Below are 17971 nucleotides of genomic sequence, written 5' to 3' on the forward strand. Positions count from 1 at the left end.
ATGAACATTAAGAAAACGAAAAATCCCTCCGCAGCACTTGCTGCAGAGGGAGAAGCTCTAAAGGAGCTTTTTACTTCTCTACGGAAGAGGTGAACTTACCGCTCTCGTCCTGGATCCAGGAGATTACGCCATTGTCGAACTGCTGGGTCCAGCCCTTGCCCTGAGCAGCCTTCTCCTCAGCAGCCTTAGGCAGGCCTACCTCAGAGTCCAAGCCGCCCTGCTCTTTCCAGGTTTCAGCAATCTTGCCGACGATAGGCTGAGCGCCCTCATCGTCGTCGAAGGTCAGCAGGTTGCCGTTATCGAAGTTAGCGAGGAACTCATCATCGTCACCCTGCTCGATGCTCTTTACGTCGCCCCACTCAGCCTTCTTCTCTTCAATAGCGGAAGCGAAATCAGCCGGAACGTCTACGTCACCGTTAGCGGTAGCGATGGACTTGGTAGCGCCGCCCTTGTCGTCAGCGTCGTCCTTGTCGTCGGAAGCATCCGCACCTTCGGAAGCGTCCGCATCGTCGGCGTCATCCTTGGAAGTAGCCTCAGCAGCAGCGGAGCCAGCAGCGTCGGTAGCGTCTGCAGCTACGGAGCCGGCGGTATCCTTAGCGTCGTTAGCTGCATCCTCAGCATCGGAGCACGCTACGAGAGCAACGGACAGGGTTGCGGCTGCAAAGCCACCTGCGATACGACGGGTCATCTTCTGCATTACTGCATCATCCTTTCATCGAGAAAGTAAGTTAATTCTAAAATTATTGTTAAATCACCCTTTATGGCGAACAACGACCACCGTAACGACGACTCCCAGCTGGCGCCACCCGTCCGGACAGGAAGTAGACAGCAAACAGTAAAGGCCTACCTACGTTTGCGCTGCTTAGGGACCTTCTTTTTCTTTTGTAACGAATTGTTAACGTTTCTCCGCGCCTGCTTCGCCTTCGCCTTTTCCCTGGCGCTGCGCTTCGGCTTCTCTTGGCGGGAGGAACGAGCCGTACGGCCCTTAGCGACGCCCACGAAGTCCTGGATCGCCTCCCCATCCTCATCCTTGCGCCACACCAACGCAATCTCCGTAACCGGCACGGACTCGTCCTTAAGGCCCAACGGCACCACCTGCTTTTTGCTCAGGACCTTCAGCAGGGGCCGCGGCGCAATCGCGATACCCACGTTGGCCGCCACTACCTGCAAGGCGTCGCGGACTGCGGGGACATCGACAAGCCCGGAATCGGCGACGCGGTAGTTGAGGTGTTCATCGGCGACGTCGGCAAGCGCAAGCTCCTCGCCCACCTCCGCATAGACCGAGTCTTTGGGAACGGCAATGCCAGGGGCCTCTTTATAAAGTCGCACCACGTGAAAGGTGTCATCCACCCGCGGATCCGGCAAGCGCGCAAGAGCTAGGTCCACCTCGCCGGCTACCAGCGGGGCAAGCGCATCATCAGCATCAACGGTGTACAAGCCACCATGAGCAGTATTTTCCTCGAATCGGCGGAACCACTTTCCGGGTTCTGTACCGGTGGCAAAAGCTAAGCGCAGCATAGAGGACAGTCTACTGAAAGTGCTACGGTAAAAGCGTGACTGAAGAACAAAAGCAACCATCCGGCACCGCCATGCGTGCCCAAACCGCGGCGAAGAAGCTAGGCATCTACCTGCCCGCCGCGCCGGACGAGTTCCAAAATAGTGCCATTAGCCACGAAGAGCTGCGCGAATTGCAGCATAACCCACCCGAGTGGCTGCAAACCTTGCGCCGCGAAGGCCCCCATCCCCGCCCCGAGGTTGCCCATAAGCTGGGAATCTCTGTTACCACGCTCAAGAAGAACGATATGGATAAGCCGCTGACCACAGCGGAAATCAATCAGCTCCTCCAAGAGCAGCCGGAATGGCTCCAGCAGGCCCGCGCTACCATGGCGCAGGCCCGTGGCCATGAGGTGAAGGACTAAACCAGCTTCCAGTCCTCGAGGCCCTCATACAGCGGGTAGTGCTGGGCAATCTTGTCCACGCGAGCACGCAGGGCCTCCACATCGGCATTCTTGCCCTGGACCAGGGCGGTGCCGATAATATCTGCAACCTCGGTGAAGGCCTCGGCATCGAGGCCGCGGGTTGCCAGCGCAGAAGTACCAATGCGCAGGCCGGAAGTGACCATCGGCGGACGCGGGTCATTCGGTACGGCATTGCGGTTAACGGTAATGCCCACCTCATGCAGCAGATCCTCTGCCTGCTGTCCATCCAATTCGGAATTGCGCAGGTCCGCCAGGACCAAGTGCACATCGGTGCCGCCGGTCAGCACGTCCACGCCAGCCGCCTTGGCATCATCAGCGGTAAGGCGCTCTGCCAGAATGCGAGCACCCTCCAAGGTGCGCTCCTGGCGCTCCTTGAATTCCTCGGTAGCAGCAATCTTCATAGCAATGGCCTTGGCAGCGACCACGTGCATCAGCGGTCCGCCCTGCTGGCCCGGGAAGACGTTGGAATTGATCTTCTTGGCATAATCCTGCTTGGCCAAAATCATGCCGGAGCGCGGGCCACCCAGGGTCTTATGCACGGTGGTGGACACGATATCCGCGTGAGGCACTGGGCTCGGGTGCAGGCCCGCCGCCACAAGACCCGCAAAGTGGGCCATATCTACCCACAGGTAAGCGCCGACCTCATCAGCGATTTCACGGAAGGCCGCGAAATCCATGGTGCGCGGGTAGGCAGACCAGCCGCCGATAATCACCTTCGGCTTTTCCTTCAGCGCCTGCTCGCGCAGCTTATCCATGTCCACACGCATGGTCTCTGGATCCACCTCATAGGCTGCGACATCATAAAGCTTGCCGGAGAAGTTCAGCTTCATGCCGTGGGTAAGGTGGCCGCCGTGAGCCAGGGACAGGCCCAAAATCTTGTCGCCCGGCTCAGCGATGGTGGAAAGAACCGCGGCGTTCGCCTGCGCGCCGGAGTGCGGCTGAACATTGGCGAATTCCGCACCAAAGAGTTCCTTAGCGCGGTTGCGGGCTAGGTCCTCAACGACGTCGACATGCTCGCAGCCGCCGTAGTAGCGGCGACCTGGGTAGCCCTCGGCGTACTTGTTGGTAAGCACGGAGCCCTGTGCCTGGAGCACGGCGCGAGGCACAAAGTTCTCAGAGGCGATCATTTCCAGGGTTTCGCGCTGGCGGGAAATCTCTCCCTGAATTGCGCCGAATACGTCCGGATCGAGGTCGCGGAGGTCAGAGGTAAAAGAAGCCATAAAGGTGTGGTCCCCTTCTCAAAATCAAGCGGTATGGGATGCTGCATATCTTATCGTGCCATGCTCCCTAAGGGGGCATACTTTTACCCGCAGATTATGCAAGTGCAACAATGGAGCCATGGCGCGCACATTGGATTCGAGTCCCTACCTAGATTTTGACCGCGAGACCTGGCGTGAACTGCGTAAATCCATGCCTCAGGTGCTCACGGAAACCGAGGTGGAAAAGCTTCGCGGCCTAGGAGACCGCATCGACCTAGACGAGGTAGCTGACGTCTACCTCCCCCTCTCCCGCCTCATCCATATGCAGGTTATGGCCCGCCAGCAGCTCACCACGGCTACCGAATCCTTCTTGGGCAACCCTCCGACGCACGTTCCCTTTGTCATCGGTGTGGCCGGCTCCGTGGCAGTGGGAAAATCCACCACCGCCCGCCTCCTTCAGGTACTCCTGCAACGCTGGGACTCCCACCCCAAGGTCGCGCTCGTGACAACCGACGGCTTCCTCTTCCCCACCGAAACCCTCAAGAAACGCGGCCTCATGCAGCGCAAGGGATTTCCAGAATCCTACGACCGGCGTGCACTCCTTCGCTTTGTCACGGACGTAAAATCAGGAAAGCCTCTGGTCAAGGCGCCGCTTTATTCCCATATCTCCTATGACATTGTGGACGGGGAATATCAAGAAGTTCACCAGCCCGACATCCTTATTCTGGAAGGGCTCAATGTACTACAAACGAGCCCCACGTTGACCGTGGCGGACCTCTTTGATTTCTCGGTATATGTTGATGCCCGCACCGACGATATCGAGCAGTGGTATATCGACCGCTTCCTTACTCTGCGCCACACCGCTTTTCGCGAGCCCAACGCCCACTTCTCTGCCTTTGCAGACATGAACGATGAGGAGGCCCGCGACCAGGCCCGCGAAATTTGGCAGTCCATTAACCTGCCGAACTTGGTGGAAAATATCTTGCCCACCCGTGTGCGAGCCTCCCTCGTGCTGAAAAAGGGCTCGCATCACCTGGTAGAACAGGTGCGGATGCGCAAGCTCTAGCGCCTACTTACCAAAGCGGCGCGAACGTTGGGAGTAATCCCGCAAGGCGCGGAGGAAGTCCACCTTGCGGAATGCTGGCCAGTAAGTATCCGTGAACCAGATTTCGGAGTACGCGGCCTGCCAGAGGAGGAAGCCCGACAGGCGTTGTTCACCAGAGGTGCGGATAACCAAGTCCGGGTCTGGAAGACCCTTGGTGTACAGGTGCTCACCAATAGACTCTGCGGTAACGCGGTCCGCCATTTCCGCTGCGGTAGTTCCCTTTTCCGCTTCCGCGCGCACCAAGTTCTGCACTGCGTCCACGATTTCTTGGCGCCCGCCATAGCCCACCGCCACATTGACGATGACCCCGGTATTGTCCTTGGTTTCTGCCGCCGCCGTCACCATGCGCTGGCGAATATCGTCCGGGAGCAGATCGAGGTGGCCAACCAAGCGCACCTGACAGCCGACGTCGCTATGGGATAGGTGTGTGACCACGTCCGAGATGATGTCAAAGAGCAGCTCTACTTCCTGCTCGCTGCGCTTCAGGTTCTCCGTGGACAGCAAATAAATGGTGACCACTTCGATATCAGTATCGCGGCACCACGAAATCATCTCTCCGATTTTCTTCGCGCCTTGGCGGTGACCATGGCTGATATCGGTAAACCCAGCCTCACGCGCCCACCGACGATTGCCATCGGCCATGATGGCGATGTGCTTAGGCTGCGGCTTGCCCTTGATCAGGCGCGCCAGACGGGCTTCATAAGCTGGGTAAGCCAGCTGCTTGAGAGAACTCACGCTCATTAGTCTATCCGCCTAGAAAATGGACTTCTTGCGGTTATCGTAAATGCCGGCTTCCTTCATCGCCTCATCCACGGCTTCCTCATCGAACGGATCGATTCCGTGATCTTCCGCAAACATCATGCGGCGGCGAAAGCGAGAGTAACGGCGATGGAAATTCCAGCCCGCAAACAACACCGCAACTCCCATAAGCGCCAAGATCAGCAGGCCAATGGGCGAAGCTTTGCCAAATTCAGGGCCCATTGGGCCGCCTTCGGCGCCCTCGGTTCCTTGGGCGAGTACAAATACGTCATGTGCGGCAAGCACGAAAGAACCATACATGCTCATATCTTAAGCCTCCTCTTCTTCCTCTTCGATGCCGGCGAAGAGGTCATTTTCTGGCAGGGAGGTAGAAACGCGGGTCTTCGCCAGCTCGAACTCCTCGGTGGGCCAAAGGCGCTGCTGTACCTCCACCGACGTCGCCAAGAAGGCACCCGCCGGATCGATCTGCGTAGCGTGCGCCCGCAAGGCCTCCTCGCGATTGCTAAAGTAATCCGCGCATTCCACCTGGGTGGTTACACGCGCCATGATATCGCCAAAAGTGGTGTCCCAGCGCGCCAGCATCGGCCCATAAGGACTGGTATTCCCCTCTTCTAACAGCAGATCATGGAACATCTTCATGCGCTGGTAGACGAAACCGTGCGAGTAGTAAAGCTTCAGCGGCTCCCACGGCTTACCCAGCTCAGGGTGATACTCGGCATCGCCCGCCTTCTCCCACGCGATCATAGAAGCTCGGTGCACCATCAGGTGGTCTGGGTGCGGGTAGCCACCATTTTCGTCATAGGTAACAATGACGTGTGGACGAAATTCGCGGATAACCTGGACGTATTCCTGCGCTACGGTGTCATCGCCCAGCAACGCAAAGCAGCCCTCCGGAAGCAATTCCTCCATAGTCTTGCCTTCAACCGGGTCGGGCAATCCGGAATCAACGTGGCCCAGCCAGCGGTGTTGTACGCCCAGCGCCCGCGCAGCGTTAGCCATTTCTTCCCGGCGCACCTCGCCCATCTTTTCCTTGATTCCCGGGCGATCCATGGCGGGGTTAATCACATCGCCGCGCTCGCCGCCGGTACAGGTCAGCACCAAAACCTCATAGCCTTCTGCGGCATAGCGCGCGGTGGTTGCAGCACCCTTCGATGATTCATCGTCTGGGTGCGCGTGGATAGCTAGTAGGCGAAAATCGCTCACTGAAAATCCATCCCCTTATTAATCTAGGTTCTTTGAACAGATGATTATCCTAGTAGATAATTGGAAAACAGTGGTCCTCGGCTAGAGTGGAAGCTATGACTTCCGCCGGAAACTCTCGCTCAGTCGCCCGCTACGGCTCCCGCGGCTCCTCTGAAAAGAACTCTGGTAGCTGGACTAATAAGGCGCTGGTGTTGATCTTTGTCGCCATTTTTATCGCGCTTATTTTCTTCGGATTCCGGTACTTCCAGGAAAAGGAGCGTGTGAACGCACAGGTGTCCATCGTGACCCAGGAGGTTTTGAGCGATGATTCCACCCGCGTTTGGGTCGATGTCACCCGCAATCACACCGATGAAGATGCTTATTGCATTGTCCAGGCCTTTGACTACTCCAAGTCCGAAGTAGGCCGCCGCGAGTTCCCTGTTCCCGCGGGCGGAAACGAAACTCAGCGCATTGCTGTCGACGTCCCGACCAACGCTCGCGCCGTGGCAGGCGGGGCCTATGGTTGTTCCGGCAATATCCCCGAATACTTGGATATGGATAACCCTGACTACGCGGAAAGCCGCTAGCCGCGTGTGCTAGGATTTGTAGCGCCTAGAACTGGGCATATGCCCGGTTCCACTTTTACTTATAGCCCCAAGGATTAGCAGGGGCTTTGACCACAATTCCTATCTACGGAAGGTTGCAGAATGGCTGAGCAGCAAAAGCAGTACATCACCCCGGAAACCAAGGCAAAGCTCGAGGCCGAGCTGCAGGAGCTCATCGACCACCGCCCAGTAGTCGCGGCTGAGATCAACGAGCGCCGTGAGGAAGGCGACCTCAAGGAGAACGCCGGTTACGACGCCGCACGTGAGATGCAGGACCAGGAAGAGGCCCGCATTAAGCAGATTTCTGAGGTTCTTGCGAATGCCACCACCGAGCGCGGTGCCGTTCAGGAGGGCGTCGCCCACACCGGTTCCGTAGTTCACGTTTACTACAACGGTGACAAGGACGATAAGGAGACCTTCCTCATCGGTACTCGCGCCGCTGCTTCCGATAACAAGGACCTGGAAACCTATTCCGAACAGTCCCCGCTGGGCGCTGCCATCCTTGGCGCACAAGAAGGTGAGACCCGCGAGTACACCGCTCCGAATGGCAAGACCATTTCGGTCACCATCGAATCCGCAGCGCCGTATGATTCTGCTAAGGCCGCTGCTCCACGCGAGTCCTAAACTTTTAACCACTTACCACTCTGGAGAAAGAGCACATCCCCATGAAGAAGTTCTCCCGTTTCGCCGCCACTGGCCTGGTCTTCACCGCTGGCCTCTCCCTCGCTGCTTGCCACCCACCGAACCAGCAGGATTCTGATTCCAAGGTAGAAAATGCCTCCACCTTCACCGGTGAGGCCCCGATGCAGAAGGATGCTGAGACCAGCTCTTCCGCACCCGAAACCGTTATTGAAGAGGAAGCACCTGTAGTCGAGTCCGGTGTTCCAGAAGAGCCGGCACAGCCGCACTTGAACGGTACCGCCACCGAGCTGCCACAGCAGTAATAAGGCTTGAAGGGCCGAGGGATTTCCTCGGCCCTTTTTTCATGCTATTTTTCTGGGTCCACTTCCCGCACCCAATCCCCGATGACACCGGGTACGACAGCGGGCGGCTCCCCCAGGAGGTCGCGCTTATTGGGGTCCCGTTCCACCTGCGTGGTGACGGACTTTACGCGCTTTTTCTCACTGTCTTTGCCTCCGCGCATCCCCATCATTGGACCATAAGCTCGTGCCCCTCCGGTTGAGCGGCCGGCATTGCCACCGCGTGCTGCCGCGGCACTTTCACTGCCGCCCGTTCCGGAAACTAGGCCGCCACCCACGCTGGGCCGCATGCCCGCACCAGCACCGTTTCCTGCACCGCTGCCAAGACCAGCGCGCATGCCCGAACCGCCGCCGAGTGCATTGCTATGGCCAGCGCGCACGCCTGAACCGACACCGGCGTAGGGCGCTCCGGCTCCGCGTCCAAGGTGCAGGCCCGACTGCGCCCCTTTTCCGGCACGCGCAATATCGGCGCCGCCACTTACACTTCCTGCAGCGGATCCAATTCCGCCTCGTAGCGACTGACCGCCGAGTACGCCACGGCCCGCATCCGCAGGCCTTCCAGCTGCCATCATCGGCGCCATCCCAGAAGTAGCGGATTGCGCTGTAGCTGTCGGCGCCATCGCACCACTGTTATTAAGCGCGCCAGCGTTTGCTCCTGCGGCAACCGGATGCGCCGTGCCACTAGGAACCTGCCCCATCGCCCCGTTCGGCGCAGTTACGCCCGGCATGGATGCACCTTGGGTGGACACGTCATTGCCGCCGATGGCTACGTGGTCTCCTAGGCCCAGCTTTTCCAGCGCATTCCTGCCGCTAGTATGCATCTGCTGGTGAAAATCAGTAATTTCCTGTGGGCTCATCCCCACTGCTTCTAGCCCGTCCACATTGCCATTGACGACGTCGAAGTTCCCCGGCCCCAAATCTCCTCGCGCTATCGCTTCCGCAATCTTCTTTGGCCATACCACAGCATCGGTGGTGTAGCGCTGCCCATCACCGTCAACTCCGGCGAGGCCGGCCTCAACGCCGCCGCCTCCCGACGCCGGCGATTGTTCCATCAAAGCGTGCTGGTACGGCATTGCCTCTACCGCGAAGCGCTGCAGGTCAGGTTGCAACGCGGCCAATGCGGCCTTTTCCGCAATCTCGCGCTCCACCGGTTCTGGAATGGCCATCACTTCCATCGCCATGGCCATCGCAGTCGGCTGCATGCCCATCAACTTGGCGTGGAATCCGGTCAGCTTCTCCCCTATGACCTTGGCATTTGCTACAAAGTGGCTTCCCGACGCCGCCACTTCCCTAATCTTTGCCGCCGCCCTCGACGTTGCCTCACTGTCGTTCTCGCCTTCCAAAGACCCGGCTGCTTCCTGTAACCCGCTAACAATATCGTCGACTTCCGACGCCAACGAGCTCCACCGCGCATTCGCCTCTGACACATTCCAAATCTGCGTCGACATCAGGTCCGTAGCCAGCTTCACAATGTCCGTACCGACATTCACCACCGGCATGGAAAACCCAAATGGGCTGTACCCCGGCTCAGGCTGGTTCATAATCGGCATCGACTCAATGCCGATATCCCCACCCGCATCCGCGATCTCCATTCCCCGACTATTCGCGTCTTCCTGTGCCTGAAACCCTCGAGCCTCCCGCCCGAGACTGTCGTACAACCATTCTAATTGCTCTGAAAAGGTCTTGATTGATTCACACGCAGATCCCGGGTCAGTCTCAAGAACCCTCTGGTGAACCGCACCTACATGATCAATTCCATTAACTGAAGAAAATCCTGCATTAAGTGGAGAATTTATCCCCGCTCCTACTTCACTAATTCTTGATTGAAATTCATTAATTGCCATAGAATTCAGCTCAAGATTCTGACTATTCAGCTTCATTGCTCCCCCGATTTTTATTTACATTGTAAGGTCTTCAAATATTTGCTCGGCATTTTCGCAGGTAGTCTCTACAGAACCTTCTTGAAGATTGGAAAAGCTAACTTTCACTGTTCCACCTTTAGTCTCTAGAAATGCCGAACAGTATCGGCCCAAAGGACCATCTTCTGGATAAGCTACGAGAGGTAGATTCTCGCCAGTCAAAATTGGTTCACCGGTAAATTTGATTGTTTCTTGATCAATCCCCAAATTCTTTGACGCCAAAGTGATAGAGGCTTTTCCATACCTCGCCTCAGAGCCACGAAATCCACAGAAACTCCATCCTGACTCCCGATGAACCGAAATAGGCTCAGGATGTATCCCAGAAGCTTCTAATCTGCCGTACGGAATCTCCGTACACGGATCAAAAAGCTCGAAACTCGGGTCTGCCGGATCGAATTCCCCCAGTGGCGGTAGGACGCCGGAAGTGTCTCCCGACCCCGTGGCGCCGGCCTCCCCCGGTTGGCCGGCGCCGTCCGCATTCTCCCCGCCATTAGTGTGTGCCGATTCCCCCTGATTGTCGTCCGCATCATCCCCCGGGTCCCCGTTGGTTCCCCCTGCACCGTCGGCCGAACTAATGCCGCCAGCCTCGTCCACCTTGGTGGTCTCCTCTGACGCGCTCCTCGTACCGATGTCCGCAACGCAGCTACTCAGCATAACGGTGCTGCTGACCATCAACGTTGCTACGGTGACCTGACGCTTCACAACAATCCTTCGCGCACTCACTTCCTGACGAGAGGAACAGGAAAAGTGAAACAGAGAACTTTTCACTTCGTATTTCCCGTTCCGGTACACAGCATGCATGAGGCCCCAAGAATTTTCTATGCAACCGCAAAGGTTAACGGCAATTTAACAAAATTATTTGCCCCATATGTCACATCCATAACGTCTAAAGGGCGAAATTTCCTGCTCATTAGCTGTACCACCCCGGGGAGTGGTTTTGTAGACCAAATGAAGGCTAAACCCGCACTTTATCCCCCAGAATTACCCCAGAAATTACACGTTTGTAAGCGATTTTTGGCAACAAAAAGGCCCGCACCGAAGTGCGGGCCAATGCAAAAGAGTCAGTTAGTCTCGCTGGAAATAGCTCAGCAGACGGAGGATCTCAGTGTAGAGCCAGACCAGGGTCACAGCGAGGCCAAGAGCTACGCCCCAAGCGTTCTTAGCAGGAGCACCAGCGCGGATCATGCGGTCAGCCTGATCAAAGTCGGTCAGGAAGGACAGGGCACCCAGAACGATGCAGACGAGCGAGAAGATAATGGCAATCGGGCCACCATCACGCAGTGGGTTGAAGTCAAAGAAAATCGCGCCCAAGAAGTTAACAAGAGCCATGACAGCAACGCCAGCAATCAGGCCGAAAAGGATCTTGGTGAACTTCGGAGTCACCTTCACTGCGCCAGTCTTGTACACAATCAGCATGCCAATGAATACACCAATGGTGCCGACAATCGCTTGGCCAATGATGGCCATGCCGCCCTCGCCCTGGAAGTTGACGTTGGAGAACATCAAGGAGAAGCCACCGACAAATAGGCCTTCAAATACGGCATAAATCAGGGTGACTGCAGCAGAACCCCACTTCTTGCCAAAAGAGGCAACGAGCACGGTAATGAAGCCACCGATACCACCGACCAAGGTCAAGGCCATGGCGATACCTGGGCTTACTAGCATTCCCAGGGCGAAGTTGATGGCTGCGGCGACGATGATGACGCCGAGGGTAATGCCCGTCTTGGTCACTACGTCATCCACGGTCATGGGACGAGTAGATACGTCCTCATAACCAGAGTTTTGGCGGCTACTATTTTCGGTCAGAGAACTCATTACCGGATTGCTTGAACGCACGGTTGTCCTTTCTAAGAGAGGTGCAAATTAGCTATCTCACCCCATTCAACGAGACACCACCCCATAAAGTTCCACATTCTTTCCATTTAGCTAGAAGTTTTGTGTGCAACTTCTACATCAACCCTGTGAAGACCTGTTAACGAGAAAAGTCTCGAGACACCGACCGGAACGATGTCTCGAGACTTCACATGGTGCCCCCAGTGGTGTCTGGTTCGGAGACATCGTTCCGCATGTTGTCGATTTGGGGTAGTTGGTACCGCGAGTCTGCGTAGTTGGTACCGGTGTTCCGCGTACCCGGTACTGCAAGGGGTTTTCTTTCATAGTTGATGTTGGCGACACCACAATCCGCTGGTGTTGCGTCAACTTCTACTTGGAAGGAGCCGGTCCTTGTGGCTAACTTCAAACAGATCATCGCGATGTGCCTTGATGGTGCTAGCTACGCGCAGATCACACATGCATTGGGATGTTCACGACGAGAAGTATCCCGAGCAAAGAAAGTCATCAACGATGAGGCACTAACTCCAGAGCGTTTCCGTCAGCTCCCACCGGGATGGTTCGATGATCGATTCAGTGATGGCCGGAGTAAGCGGTCGTTGCCCTACGACCAGCCTGATTTTCATGCTCTTGCACGCAAGCTGAAAGGTACGAAGCATGTGACCAGGCATAAGCTGTGGATGGACTACGTGTCGAAGCCTTGTCCGACGGATAAGACAAAGTACCAGTACTCCCAGTTCTGCAGTGGGCTCAATGAGTTTCTGCGTGCCAACGATCTCGTCGAAGTTATCACCCATGAGCCAGGGCAAGAGCTTTATGTCGACTGGGCCGGTGACAAAGTGCCTGTAGTAGATCAGGCCAGTGGTGATACCGTGTTCAAGGCGTCATTGTTTGTCTCGGTCAGCCCGTACTCAGGGCTGATGTACGTTACTGCTGCTGCGAATGAGAAGATGTCGGCGTGGATTGAGTGCCATGTTAAGGCGTTGAATTATCTTGGCAAAGTACCAGCAATCATCGTGCCAGATAATGCTTCTACGGCGACTTATCGGCCGAAGAAGACCTCTACATACCGGATGGTCACTGACCGCTACGCAGCGTTTGCTGACTATTACGGGGTCACGATTGTGCCGACTAGGCCCGGCAGGCCTCGTGACAAGGCAGCGGTAGAGCGTGCCGTGAAAATCGCCTACACCAAAATCCTGGGTTACTTTAGCAACGAGGTCTTCTATAACCTTGATGAGCTTAATGAGGCGATCGCTTGCCGTCTTGCTGTTATCAACGGCGCAATGACGCGGCCTGATGGCTCAACACGGCAGATGCGCTTTGATAAAGAAGAGGCACCAATGATGCGGGATCTTCCGCCGACGCCGTTTACGGAAGTGTCTTATAAGCGGCTTAAAGTCGATCGCAACTGGCACATCACCTGTGACTACCAGTACTACTCAGTGCCATTTCAGCTGGTAGGAGAGTCGGTAACAGTCAGGCTCACCCCGCAACTGGTGAGCGTCTTCAACGGGGAGCAGCTTGTTGCTGAACACACGCGCCTTCACGGATTCAAATACCGGTATTCCACCAACCCTCAGCATGGGCCGCGTGGCGATGATGAAGGCCACAAGGCGCTTACCCGTGATGAGCTTTTGGCCTGGGCCTCGTCGTTTGGGGCAGCAACGCACGCAGTCATAGCGATGATCCTCGACCGCAATAGTGCCGCCGTACCCCGCGGACTCATCCAGGCACGCAACGTGTTGGCCAACCTGGGCAAAAAGCACAACAAAGCCACCCTGGAACCTGCCTGCCAGCAGGTCGTGGACAAGAAGCTGGCCCCAACGATGGCAGTGATCAAACGCCTCCAGACTGACATTGCCCACGCCCAACAACATCCCGGGGAACCAGGGCCAAAAACACAGCCTGTGGCCAAGCGCCAACCACGCCCAAGTACCCCGCTTACCGGCGACGTGGCCGATGCCGTCTTTATCCGGCCTGCTGACCACTACGAAAACTAGAAGGAGTGTGAAAAATCATGAGCAGCATCGACGACGAGATTGTGCGGGCAAAAATGCGCAAGCTTCGTGTATCAACCTTCGCTGACATCTTCTACGAGGTTGTCAACGACGAGGCCTATGCGGATGCGCTACCAGAAGACATCTTCCTCGCCGCAGTCGAAGAAGCCTACACACAACGCCAACAGCGCAATATCGCCAAGGCCATCACCCAGGCACAATTCCGATACCCGGATGCAAGCCTGGCTGAAATCACCCGGGCAGAACAACGTGGTATCAACATGCGCCAGCTGAAACGAATCGCAGCAACCAACTGGCGGGAAAACCCGACCAACATACACATCCTCGCACCGACCGGAACAGGCAAGACATACATTGCCTGCGCCATCGGCATCGCCGCATGCAAAGCCGGATATTCCGTGGCGTACTACCGGCTGGATCAACTTGTAGACATGCTGGCGGTCTTCTCACCGACTGACCAAAACTACCTCGATAAGATGCGGAAACTGATCAACGTCGATGTCCTTATCATCGACGACTTTATGACCATCAGCATCAACCAGCGCGGGCAAGAAGACCTAGCCAAGATCATATTCGACCGCGACGGAAGGCTCCCAACACTGATCTCTTCCCAATCAGCTGCCGCCTACTGGGTTGAAACACTGCCAGACAGAGTCGGAGCCGATTCACTCGTAAGCCGCCTCAACAACGGCCACCGAATCCATATCGGAGACTTCGACATGCGTAAAGCCACCGCCCCGACCACCCCAGACGACTAAGACTAACGGCCCGGGCCGACGTACCCCTCGGCCCGGTACCAACTACCCGGAACACGACAGTACCGAGTCCCCAGAACACCGGTACCAAAAACTCGCATCTGACACGCATGTCTTATGAGATAGTTCCGGTCTAACCAGCACTAATGTCTCATTACATCGATCCGGTAGAAAACTCTGAAGTTAAATTTGCCCGGCCGCGACAAAAAGTGAGGTTACCCTCGTTTAGTGGACACCCTATTTGTGCGGATCTTGTGTCCGTAGGAGAGGATGTTCATTGTGAGTCAACAGCGCAAGAAGTACACGCCGGAGTACCGGCGTGAAGCCGCGAACCTTGTAATCGAGTCAGAGCGCCCGATCGCTCATGTGGCTAAGGAGATTGGCGTCTCCGCCGGGCTTTTAGGCCGGTGGGTCAAACTCGAGCGTGAACGCCGAGGGGCCTCGGATGGGATGAGTGAGGCTGATCTTCGTGCTGAGAATGCTCGTCTGCGCCGTGAGTTGGCGGAAGCCAAGATGGATAATGAGTTTTTGTCAAAAGCGACAGCCTTCTTCGCCGCGAAGCAACGCGAGCAGAAAAGTTCGAATTGATGCAGCAGGAGAAGGCAAACTACAGCATCAAACGCATGGCACGGCTATTAAAAGTGTCTCGGTCTGGATACTACAAATGGGCTGATACGCAGCAGAAGCGACTATCTGGCGAAAATGATCGTGCTGCATTTTACGATGGCGTTGACCGAAAGATTCATCAGATTTGGAAAGACTCCGATGAGGTTTATGGTGCTCCGCGGATCACCGCAGAACTTACCGAGCGCTACCAGATCACCCTGAATCGCAAGACTGTGGCTAAGCGGATGCGCATGATGGGCATTGAAGGGATTTCACCGCGTGCCTTTGTCCCGGTGACAACGATTCAATCCAAGCGTAAGTCAGCTCTTCCTGACCTGGTCAAGCGCATGTTTGATACTGGTGAGCTCAACCGAGTGTGGATGTCGGATATTACCTACCTACGCACCAGCGAGGGATGGTTGTACTTGTGTGCGGTCCGCGACGGCCATTCCCGCAGGGTGCTGGGATGGGCAATGGATAGCGTTCAAGATACATGCCTGGTCGAACGGGCCCTGCGGATGGCACATACACTGCGCGGTGACGTTCCTAATGGGCTGGTGTTCCACGCTGACCGCGGAACGCAATTTACCAGCGAGAAGCTCTGGGAAGTCTGCCATAACCTGGGCATTGCTCAGTCTGTGGGGCGTACTGGTGTGTGCTTTGATAACGCGATGGCTGAGTCGTTCTGGTCGACGCTTAAAACCGAGTTCTACGACCGTAAGCGTTGGCCTACCCGCGATGCTGCGCGCAAGGCCGTTGCCTACTGGATGGAAGTCGTTTACAACCGTCGGCGCCGGCACTCTGCACTAGGAATGGTCAGCCCCGTCGACTTCGAAAACCACATTGGTCTAACCACCAGTAGAAAAGAAATAGCTGCCTAAACACTAGGTAGCCCCACTACGTGTCCACGATTTGCGGGCAACCCCACAGCTCAAAGTCTCGATGAACTCAACTCTCAGCTAAAAGAAATCATCGAATACTACAACCACAAACGCCCCCATAGAGCCCTAAACAGAACCACCCCCGCAGAAGCCTACACAGCACTGCCCAAAGCTCTCCCAGCAGACATCAAACCAGACCACGACTACCGCCTACGCACTGACAAAGTAGGCACCAACGGCAAGACAACCCTGCGATGGGGTGGCAAACTACGCCGCCTCTACATCGGGCGCCGATGGGGCGGCGAACCAATCACCATGGTCTGCATCGACAACCGCGTAAGCATCAAAATAACCACCACTGGGGCACAAATCGCCGCCTACACACTCACCGAAGAAAAAATCTATTACAACAAGAAAGACAACGAACTTGACCCCCAACAGGGCAACTGAAAACGAAAAATCTCGAGGCATCGACCGGAACGATGTCTCGAGACTTCACATGGTGCCCCCAGTGGGACTCGAACCCACACTGAATCGATTTTAAGTCGACTGCCTCTGCCGATTGGGCTATGGGGGCAAGGGCAAGGAATATTTTAGGCCACCTCACCCTGCGGGAGTTAACGAGGGGTACCCTCCGCAGCCAGACCAGCGATAATGCCGTCGAGAATGTCCTTTTCACTGATGAAAAAGCTGCGCGCATCGCAATTGCGCTCGATAAGCTGCATGATGCCTTCGACGGCCACCGCCCCACCGCCAATGACGTCGGCACGGCCGGGGTGAATGACGGGGTTGAGGGCGCGGACGTCGGAAGGCAGGCCAATAAGCTGCTGCAAAAGCACGCGCAGGGCATCGAAGCGGAGCTCAGACCCGTGAATGGCATCGGCGTCGTAGCGCTCAAGGCCCTGAGCCAATGCAGAAAGAGTGGTAAACGTGCCTGCGCAGCCGACGATGGTACGGGCCTTAGAAATAGGTACTATCTTCTCCACTTCCGCCGTACGCTCGCCGACGTACTCAGAAGCGATCTCAATCTCCGACTCGGTAGGCGGATCTGTACGCATAATGCGTTCGGTTAGCCTGACGCACCCCATGCGGGCAGAGTGGGTGCCCAAGATATCGCCATCGGCAGTGCCGACGACGAACTCGGTCGAACCGCCGCCCAGGTCGATGACACAGAATGGCCCACGGTCTGGCTCCACATCGGCCACGGCGCCATTAAAGGACAGCAGAGCCTCTTCCTCGCCCGAGACGACCTCGGCCTGTGCGCCAGGCTGAATTTGGCCGAGCAATTCAGCGGTCATGTCGAAGAATTCCTGCTGGTTCTTGGCATCGCGAGTAGCGGAGGTAGCGACCATCCGCACGCGGGTGACCTTCTCAAACTTCATCTGGCGTACGTAGCCTTCCAAGGCCACGCGGGCGCGGTCTAGGGCCGCAGGGGCTATTTCGCCAGTGGCATCGACTCCCTCTCCCAAGCGGATGATTTCCATGGTGCGGGTAATATCGCGAACCTTGCCGTCTTCCTGAATCTCCGAAATGAGCAAGCGAATCGAATTCGTACCGCAATCAATCGCAGCAACGCGAGTCATAGCAGCCCTCCTATTCCGCGTTAGAGAAATCGAACTGGGCCAAGTCAATTCCCAGATCCTCGACGCTGGGCCAATCTTGCGGGATGGCAGAGCCTCGAAGCTTGCCGTGGTCAGCAGCCATGGCAACCGCTTCAGTTCCCAAACGGAAATGCTGTGGACCTTCAGCAAGCGCGTATGCGATGAGCACATGCAGACACTTGACCCGATCGGGCATGCCGCCACCGGAGAAATCGGTGCCAAGGTCTTCGATGTCATTGCGCTTGGCCAAGAAGTATTCGTGGGCGCGCTGATAGTCGGCAGCCAATTCCTCGTCCTCACCCAAGCGGGCCTCCATCCACTTCATAACGTGGGCAACCTCCAAGCGTGAGGCTTCGGCAGTAAGCCGTGGGTCGGTGAGGTAATAGAGGGTGGGGAATGGGGTGCCGTCGGCAAGCTTGGGCGCCGTCTTAATTACCGAGGGCTGCCCATCCGGCGTGCGATAAGAAACCTCAAGGACCCCGCGCGGGGTACGGCCCAATTGCTCAGTTACTACAGCGATATCTGCATCAGTGACGGTCATGCGGACAA

General features: G+C 56.5%; 19 protein-coding genes, 1 tRNA gene and 1 pseudogene. 9 read left to right on the plus strand and 12 right to left on the minus strand.

Annotated elements, in window-relative coordinates:
- Positions 1 to 70: 70 nt before the first annotated feature.
- Positions 71 to 697 carry an LGFP repeat-containing protein gene (locus tag ACKFRY_RS10115; RefSeq protein ID WP_005323598.1) on the minus strand — a complete coding sequence of 209 codons (627 nt, stop codon included), beginning with the start codon at positions 695 to 697 and terminating at the stop codon, positions 71 to 73.
- A 146-nt stretch (positions 698 to 843) separates the two neighbouring features.
- Entirely contained in the window at positions 844 to 1518 is a 675-nt protein-coding gene (locus ACKFRY_RS10120; RefSeq protein ID WP_005323600.1) for a LysR family transcriptional regulator substrate-binding protein, read from the minus strand.
- Positions 1519 to 1589: 71 nt separating this feature from the next.
- On the opposite strand from ACKFRY_RS10120, the gene ACKFRY_RS10125 reads away from it, so the two are divergent.
- On the plus strand, positions 1590 to 1919 hold the full coding sequence (locus ACKFRY_RS10125) for a DUF5997 family protein (protein WP_250409697.1): 330 nt from the start codon (positions 1590 to 1592) through the stop codon (positions 1917 to 1919).
- Here the strand turns inward: ACKFRY_RS10125 and glyA are convergent.
- Positions 1916 to 3199 (minus strand): serine hydroxymethyltransferase, encoded by a 1284-nt coding sequence (gene glyA / locus ACKFRY_RS10130; protein WP_005323605.1) that lies wholly within the window; start codon positions 3197 to 3199, stop codon positions 1916 to 1918. The two genes, ACKFRY_RS10125 and glyA, sit on opposite strands and share 4 nt — an antisense overlap.
- 118 nt (positions 3200 to 3317) lie before the next feature.
- Between glyA and coaA the strand changes: the two genes are divergently transcribed.
- Positions 3318 to 4244, plus strand: a complete 927-nt coding sequence (gene coaA / locus ACKFRY_RS10135; RefSeq protein ID WP_250413500.1) for a type I pantothenate kinase — start codon at positions 3318 to 3320, stop codon at positions 4242 to 4244.
- 3 nt (positions 4245 to 4247) lie between these two features.
- Here coaA and ACKFRY_RS10140 read toward each other — a convergent pair whose 3' ends face one another.
- The 3 genes from ACKFRY_RS10140 to mca are packed head-to-tail and all read right to left on the minus strand — an operon-like array spanning position 4248 to position 6245.
- Positions 4248 to 5024 carry an isoprenyl transferase gene (locus ACKFRY_RS10140; protein ID WP_150850761.1) on the minus strand — a complete coding sequence of 259 codons (777 nt, stop codon included), beginning with the start codon at positions 5022 to 5024 and terminating at the stop codon, positions 4248 to 4250.
- A 12-nt stretch (positions 5025 to 5036) separates the two neighbouring features.
- Positions 5037 to 5348 (minus strand): hypothetical protein, encoded by a 312-nt coding sequence (locus tag ACKFRY_RS10145; protein WP_204609642.1) that lies wholly within the window; start codon positions 5346 to 5348, stop codon positions 5037 to 5039.
- A gap of 3 nt (positions 5349 to 5351) precedes the next feature.
- Positions 5352 to 6245 (minus strand): mycothiol conjugate amidase Mca, encoded by an 894-nt coding sequence (mca, locus tag ACKFRY_RS10150; protein ID WP_198492797.1) that lies wholly within the window; start codon positions 6243 to 6245, stop codon positions 5352 to 5354.
- A 95-nt stretch (positions 6246 to 6340) separates the two neighbouring features.
- Between mca and ACKFRY_RS10155 the strand changes: the two genes are divergently transcribed.
- From ACKFRY_RS10155 to ACKFRY_RS10165, 3 genes are all read left to right on the plus strand, one after another.
- A complete protein-coding gene (locus ACKFRY_RS10155; RefSeq protein WP_316981135.1) occupies positions 6341 to 6811 on the plus strand; it encodes a DUF4307 domain-containing protein in 471 nt (156 codons plus the stop codon).
- A gap of 120 nt (positions 6812 to 6931) precedes the next feature.
- Positions 6932 to 7453, plus strand: a complete 522-nt coding sequence (gene greA / locus ACKFRY_RS10160) for a transcription elongation factor GreA (RefSeq protein WP_005323614.1) — start codon at positions 6932 to 6934, stop codon at positions 7451 to 7453.
- A gap of 41 nt (positions 7454 to 7494) precedes the next feature.
- A complete protein-coding gene (locus ACKFRY_RS10165; protein ID WP_408922796.1) occupies positions 7495 to 7773 on the plus strand; it encodes a thiamine biosynthesis protein X in 279 nt (92 codons plus the stop codon).
- Between the two features lie 44 nt (positions 7774 to 7817).
- Here the strand turns inward: ACKFRY_RS10165 and ACKFRY_RS10170 are convergent, their stop codons facing one another.
- The 3 genes from ACKFRY_RS10170 to ACKFRY_RS10180 all read right to left on the minus strand — a co-directional run bounded on the left by ACKFRY_RS10170 (position 7818) and on the right by ACKFRY_RS10180 (position 11543).
- Entirely contained in the window at positions 7818 to 9401 is a 1584-nt protein-coding gene (locus tag ACKFRY_RS10170; protein ID WP_408922797.1) for a hypothetical protein, read from the minus strand.
- A gap of 306 nt (positions 9402 to 9707) precedes the next feature.
- Positions 9708 to 10322: a DUF3558 family protein gene (locus tag ACKFRY_RS10175; protein ID WP_244262093.1), complete on the minus strand. Its 615-nt coding sequence runs from the start codon at positions 10320 to 10322 to the stop codon at positions 9708 to 9710.
- A 471-nt stretch (positions 10323 to 10793) separates the two neighbouring features.
- Entirely contained in the window at positions 10794 to 11543 is a 750-nt protein-coding gene (locus ACKFRY_RS10180) for a Bax inhibitor-1/YccA family protein (RefSeq protein ID WP_005327420.1), read from the minus strand.
- A 410-nt stretch (positions 11544 to 11953) separates the two neighbouring features.
- Here ACKFRY_RS10180 and istA point away from each other — a divergent pair, with 410 nt between their 5' ends.
- The 4 genes and pseudogenes from istA to ACKFRY_RS10200 form a co-directional block, all read left to right on the plus strand.
- Positions 11954 to 13561, plus strand: a complete 1608-nt coding sequence (gene istA / locus ACKFRY_RS10185) for an IS21 family transposase (RefSeq protein ID WP_150851611.1) — start codon at positions 11954 to 11956, stop codon at positions 13559 to 13561.
- 17 nt (positions 13562 to 13578) lie between these two features.
- The gene (locus ACKFRY_RS10190; RefSeq protein ID WP_150851610.1) at positions 13579 to 14337 is read left to right on the plus strand and encodes an ATP-binding protein; all 759 of its coding nucleotides are present in this window, start codon (positions 13579 to 13581) and stop codon (positions 14335 to 14337) included.
- Positions 14338 to 14604: 267 nt separating this feature from the next.
- Positions 14605 to 15821 (plus strand): IS3 family transposase gene (locus tag ACKFRY_RS10195; RefSeq protein WP_101679514.1). Its coding sequence is split into 2 segments (ribosomal slippage): positions 14605 to 14866 and positions 14866 to 15821, totalling 1218 coding nucleotides; the frame shifts between segments, so codons are not numbered across the junction.
- A 42-nt stretch (positions 15822 to 15863) separates the two neighbouring features.
- Positions 15864 to 16271 (plus strand): annotated as a pseudogene (locus ACKFRY_RS10200) (integrase core domain-containing protein); the annotation flags it as partial.
- A gap of 50 nt (positions 16272 to 16321) precedes the next feature.
- Here the strand turns inward: ACKFRY_RS10200 and ACKFRY_RS10205 are convergent.
- The 3 genes from ACKFRY_RS10205 to ACKFRY_RS10215 form a co-directional block, all read right to left on the minus strand.
- Positions 16322 to 16398 (minus strand) — tRNA-Leu (locus tag ACKFRY_RS10205).
- A gap of 40 nt (positions 16399 to 16438) precedes the next feature.
- Positions 16439 to 17404 carry a Ppx/GppA phosphatase family protein gene (locus ACKFRY_RS10210; protein ID WP_200436290.1) on the minus strand — a complete coding sequence of 322 codons (966 nt, stop codon included), beginning with the start codon at positions 17402 to 17404 and terminating at the stop codon, positions 16439 to 16441.
- 10 nt (positions 17405 to 17414) lie between these two features.
- Complete coding sequence (locus ACKFRY_RS10215) at positions 17415 to 17963, minus strand: DUF501 domain-containing protein (RefSeq protein WP_408922798.1); 549 nt, start codon at positions 17961 to 17963, stop codon at positions 17415 to 17417.
- Positions 17964 to 17971 lie beyond the last annotated feature (8 nt).

Origin of the sequence: Corynebacterium tuberculostearicum, assembly GCF_046097255.1 — a bacterium.
In the GTDB taxonomy this organism is placed as follows: Bacteria; Actinomycetota; Actinomycetes; order Mycobacteriales; family Mycobacteriaceae; genus Corynebacterium; species Corynebacterium tuberculostearicum_J.

Excerpts from the sequence above, each read along its gene's own strand:
- ACKFRY_RS10115 (WP_005323598.1), bottom strand. The coding sequence starts at position 697 with ATGCAGAAGATGACCCGTCGTATCGCAGGTGGCTTTGCAGCCGCAACC.
- ACKFRY_RS10120 (WP_005323600.1), bottom strand. The coding sequence starts at position 1,518 with ATGCTGCGCTTAGCTTTTGCCACCGGTACAGAACCCGGAAAGTGGTTC.
- ACKFRY_RS10125 (WP_250409697.1), top strand. The coding sequence starts at position 1,590 with ATGCGTGCCCAAACCGCGGCGAAGAAGCTAGGCATCTACCTGCCCGCC.
- glyA (WP_005323605.1), bottom strand. The coding sequence starts at position 3,199 with ATGGCTTCTTTTACCTCTGACCTCCGCGACCTCGATCCGGACGTATTC.
- coaA (WP_250413500.1), top strand. The coding sequence starts at position 3,318 with ATGGCGCGCACATTGGATTCGAGTCCCTACCTAGATTTTGACCGCGAG.
- ACKFRY_RS10140 (WP_150850761.1), bottom strand. The coding sequence starts at position 5,024 with ATGAGCGTGAGTTCTCTCAAGCAGCTGGCTTACCCAGCTTATGAAGCC.
- ACKFRY_RS10145 (WP_204609642.1), bottom strand. The coding sequence starts at position 5,348 with ATGAGCATGTATGGTTCTTTCGTGCTTGCCGCACATGACGTATTTGTA.
- ACKFRY_RS10155 (WP_316981135.1), top strand. The coding sequence starts at position 6,341 with ATGACTTCCGCCGGAAACTCTCGCTCAGTCGCCCGCTACGGCTCCCGC.
- greA (WP_005323614.1), top strand. The coding sequence starts at position 6,932 with ATGGCTGAGCAGCAAAAGCAGTACATCACCCCGGAAACCAAGGCAAAG.
- ACKFRY_RS10165 (WP_408922796.1), top strand. The coding sequence starts at position 7,495 with ATGAAGAAGTTCTCCCGTTTCGCCGCCACTGGCCTGGTCTTCACCGCT.
- ACKFRY_RS10170 (WP_408922797.1), bottom strand. The coding sequence starts at position 9,401 with ATGGAGATCGCGGATGCGGGTGGGGATATCGGCATTGAGTCGATGCCG.
- ACKFRY_RS10180 (WP_005327420.1), bottom strand. The coding sequence starts at position 11,543 with ATGAGTTCTCTGACCGAAAATAGTAGCCGCCAAAACTCTGGTTATGAG.
- ACKFRY_RS10190 (WP_150851610.1), top strand. The coding sequence starts at position 13,579 with ATGAGCAGCATCGACGACGAGATTGTGCGGGCAAAAATGCGCAAGCTT.
- ACKFRY_RS10210 (WP_200436290.1), bottom strand. The coding sequence starts at position 17,404 with ATGACTCGCGTTGCTGCGATTGATTGCGGTACGAATTCGATTCGCTTG.
- ACKFRY_RS10215 (WP_408922798.1), bottom strand. The coding sequence starts at position 17,963 with ATGACCGTCACTGATGCAGATATCGCTGTAGTAACTGAGCAATTGGGC.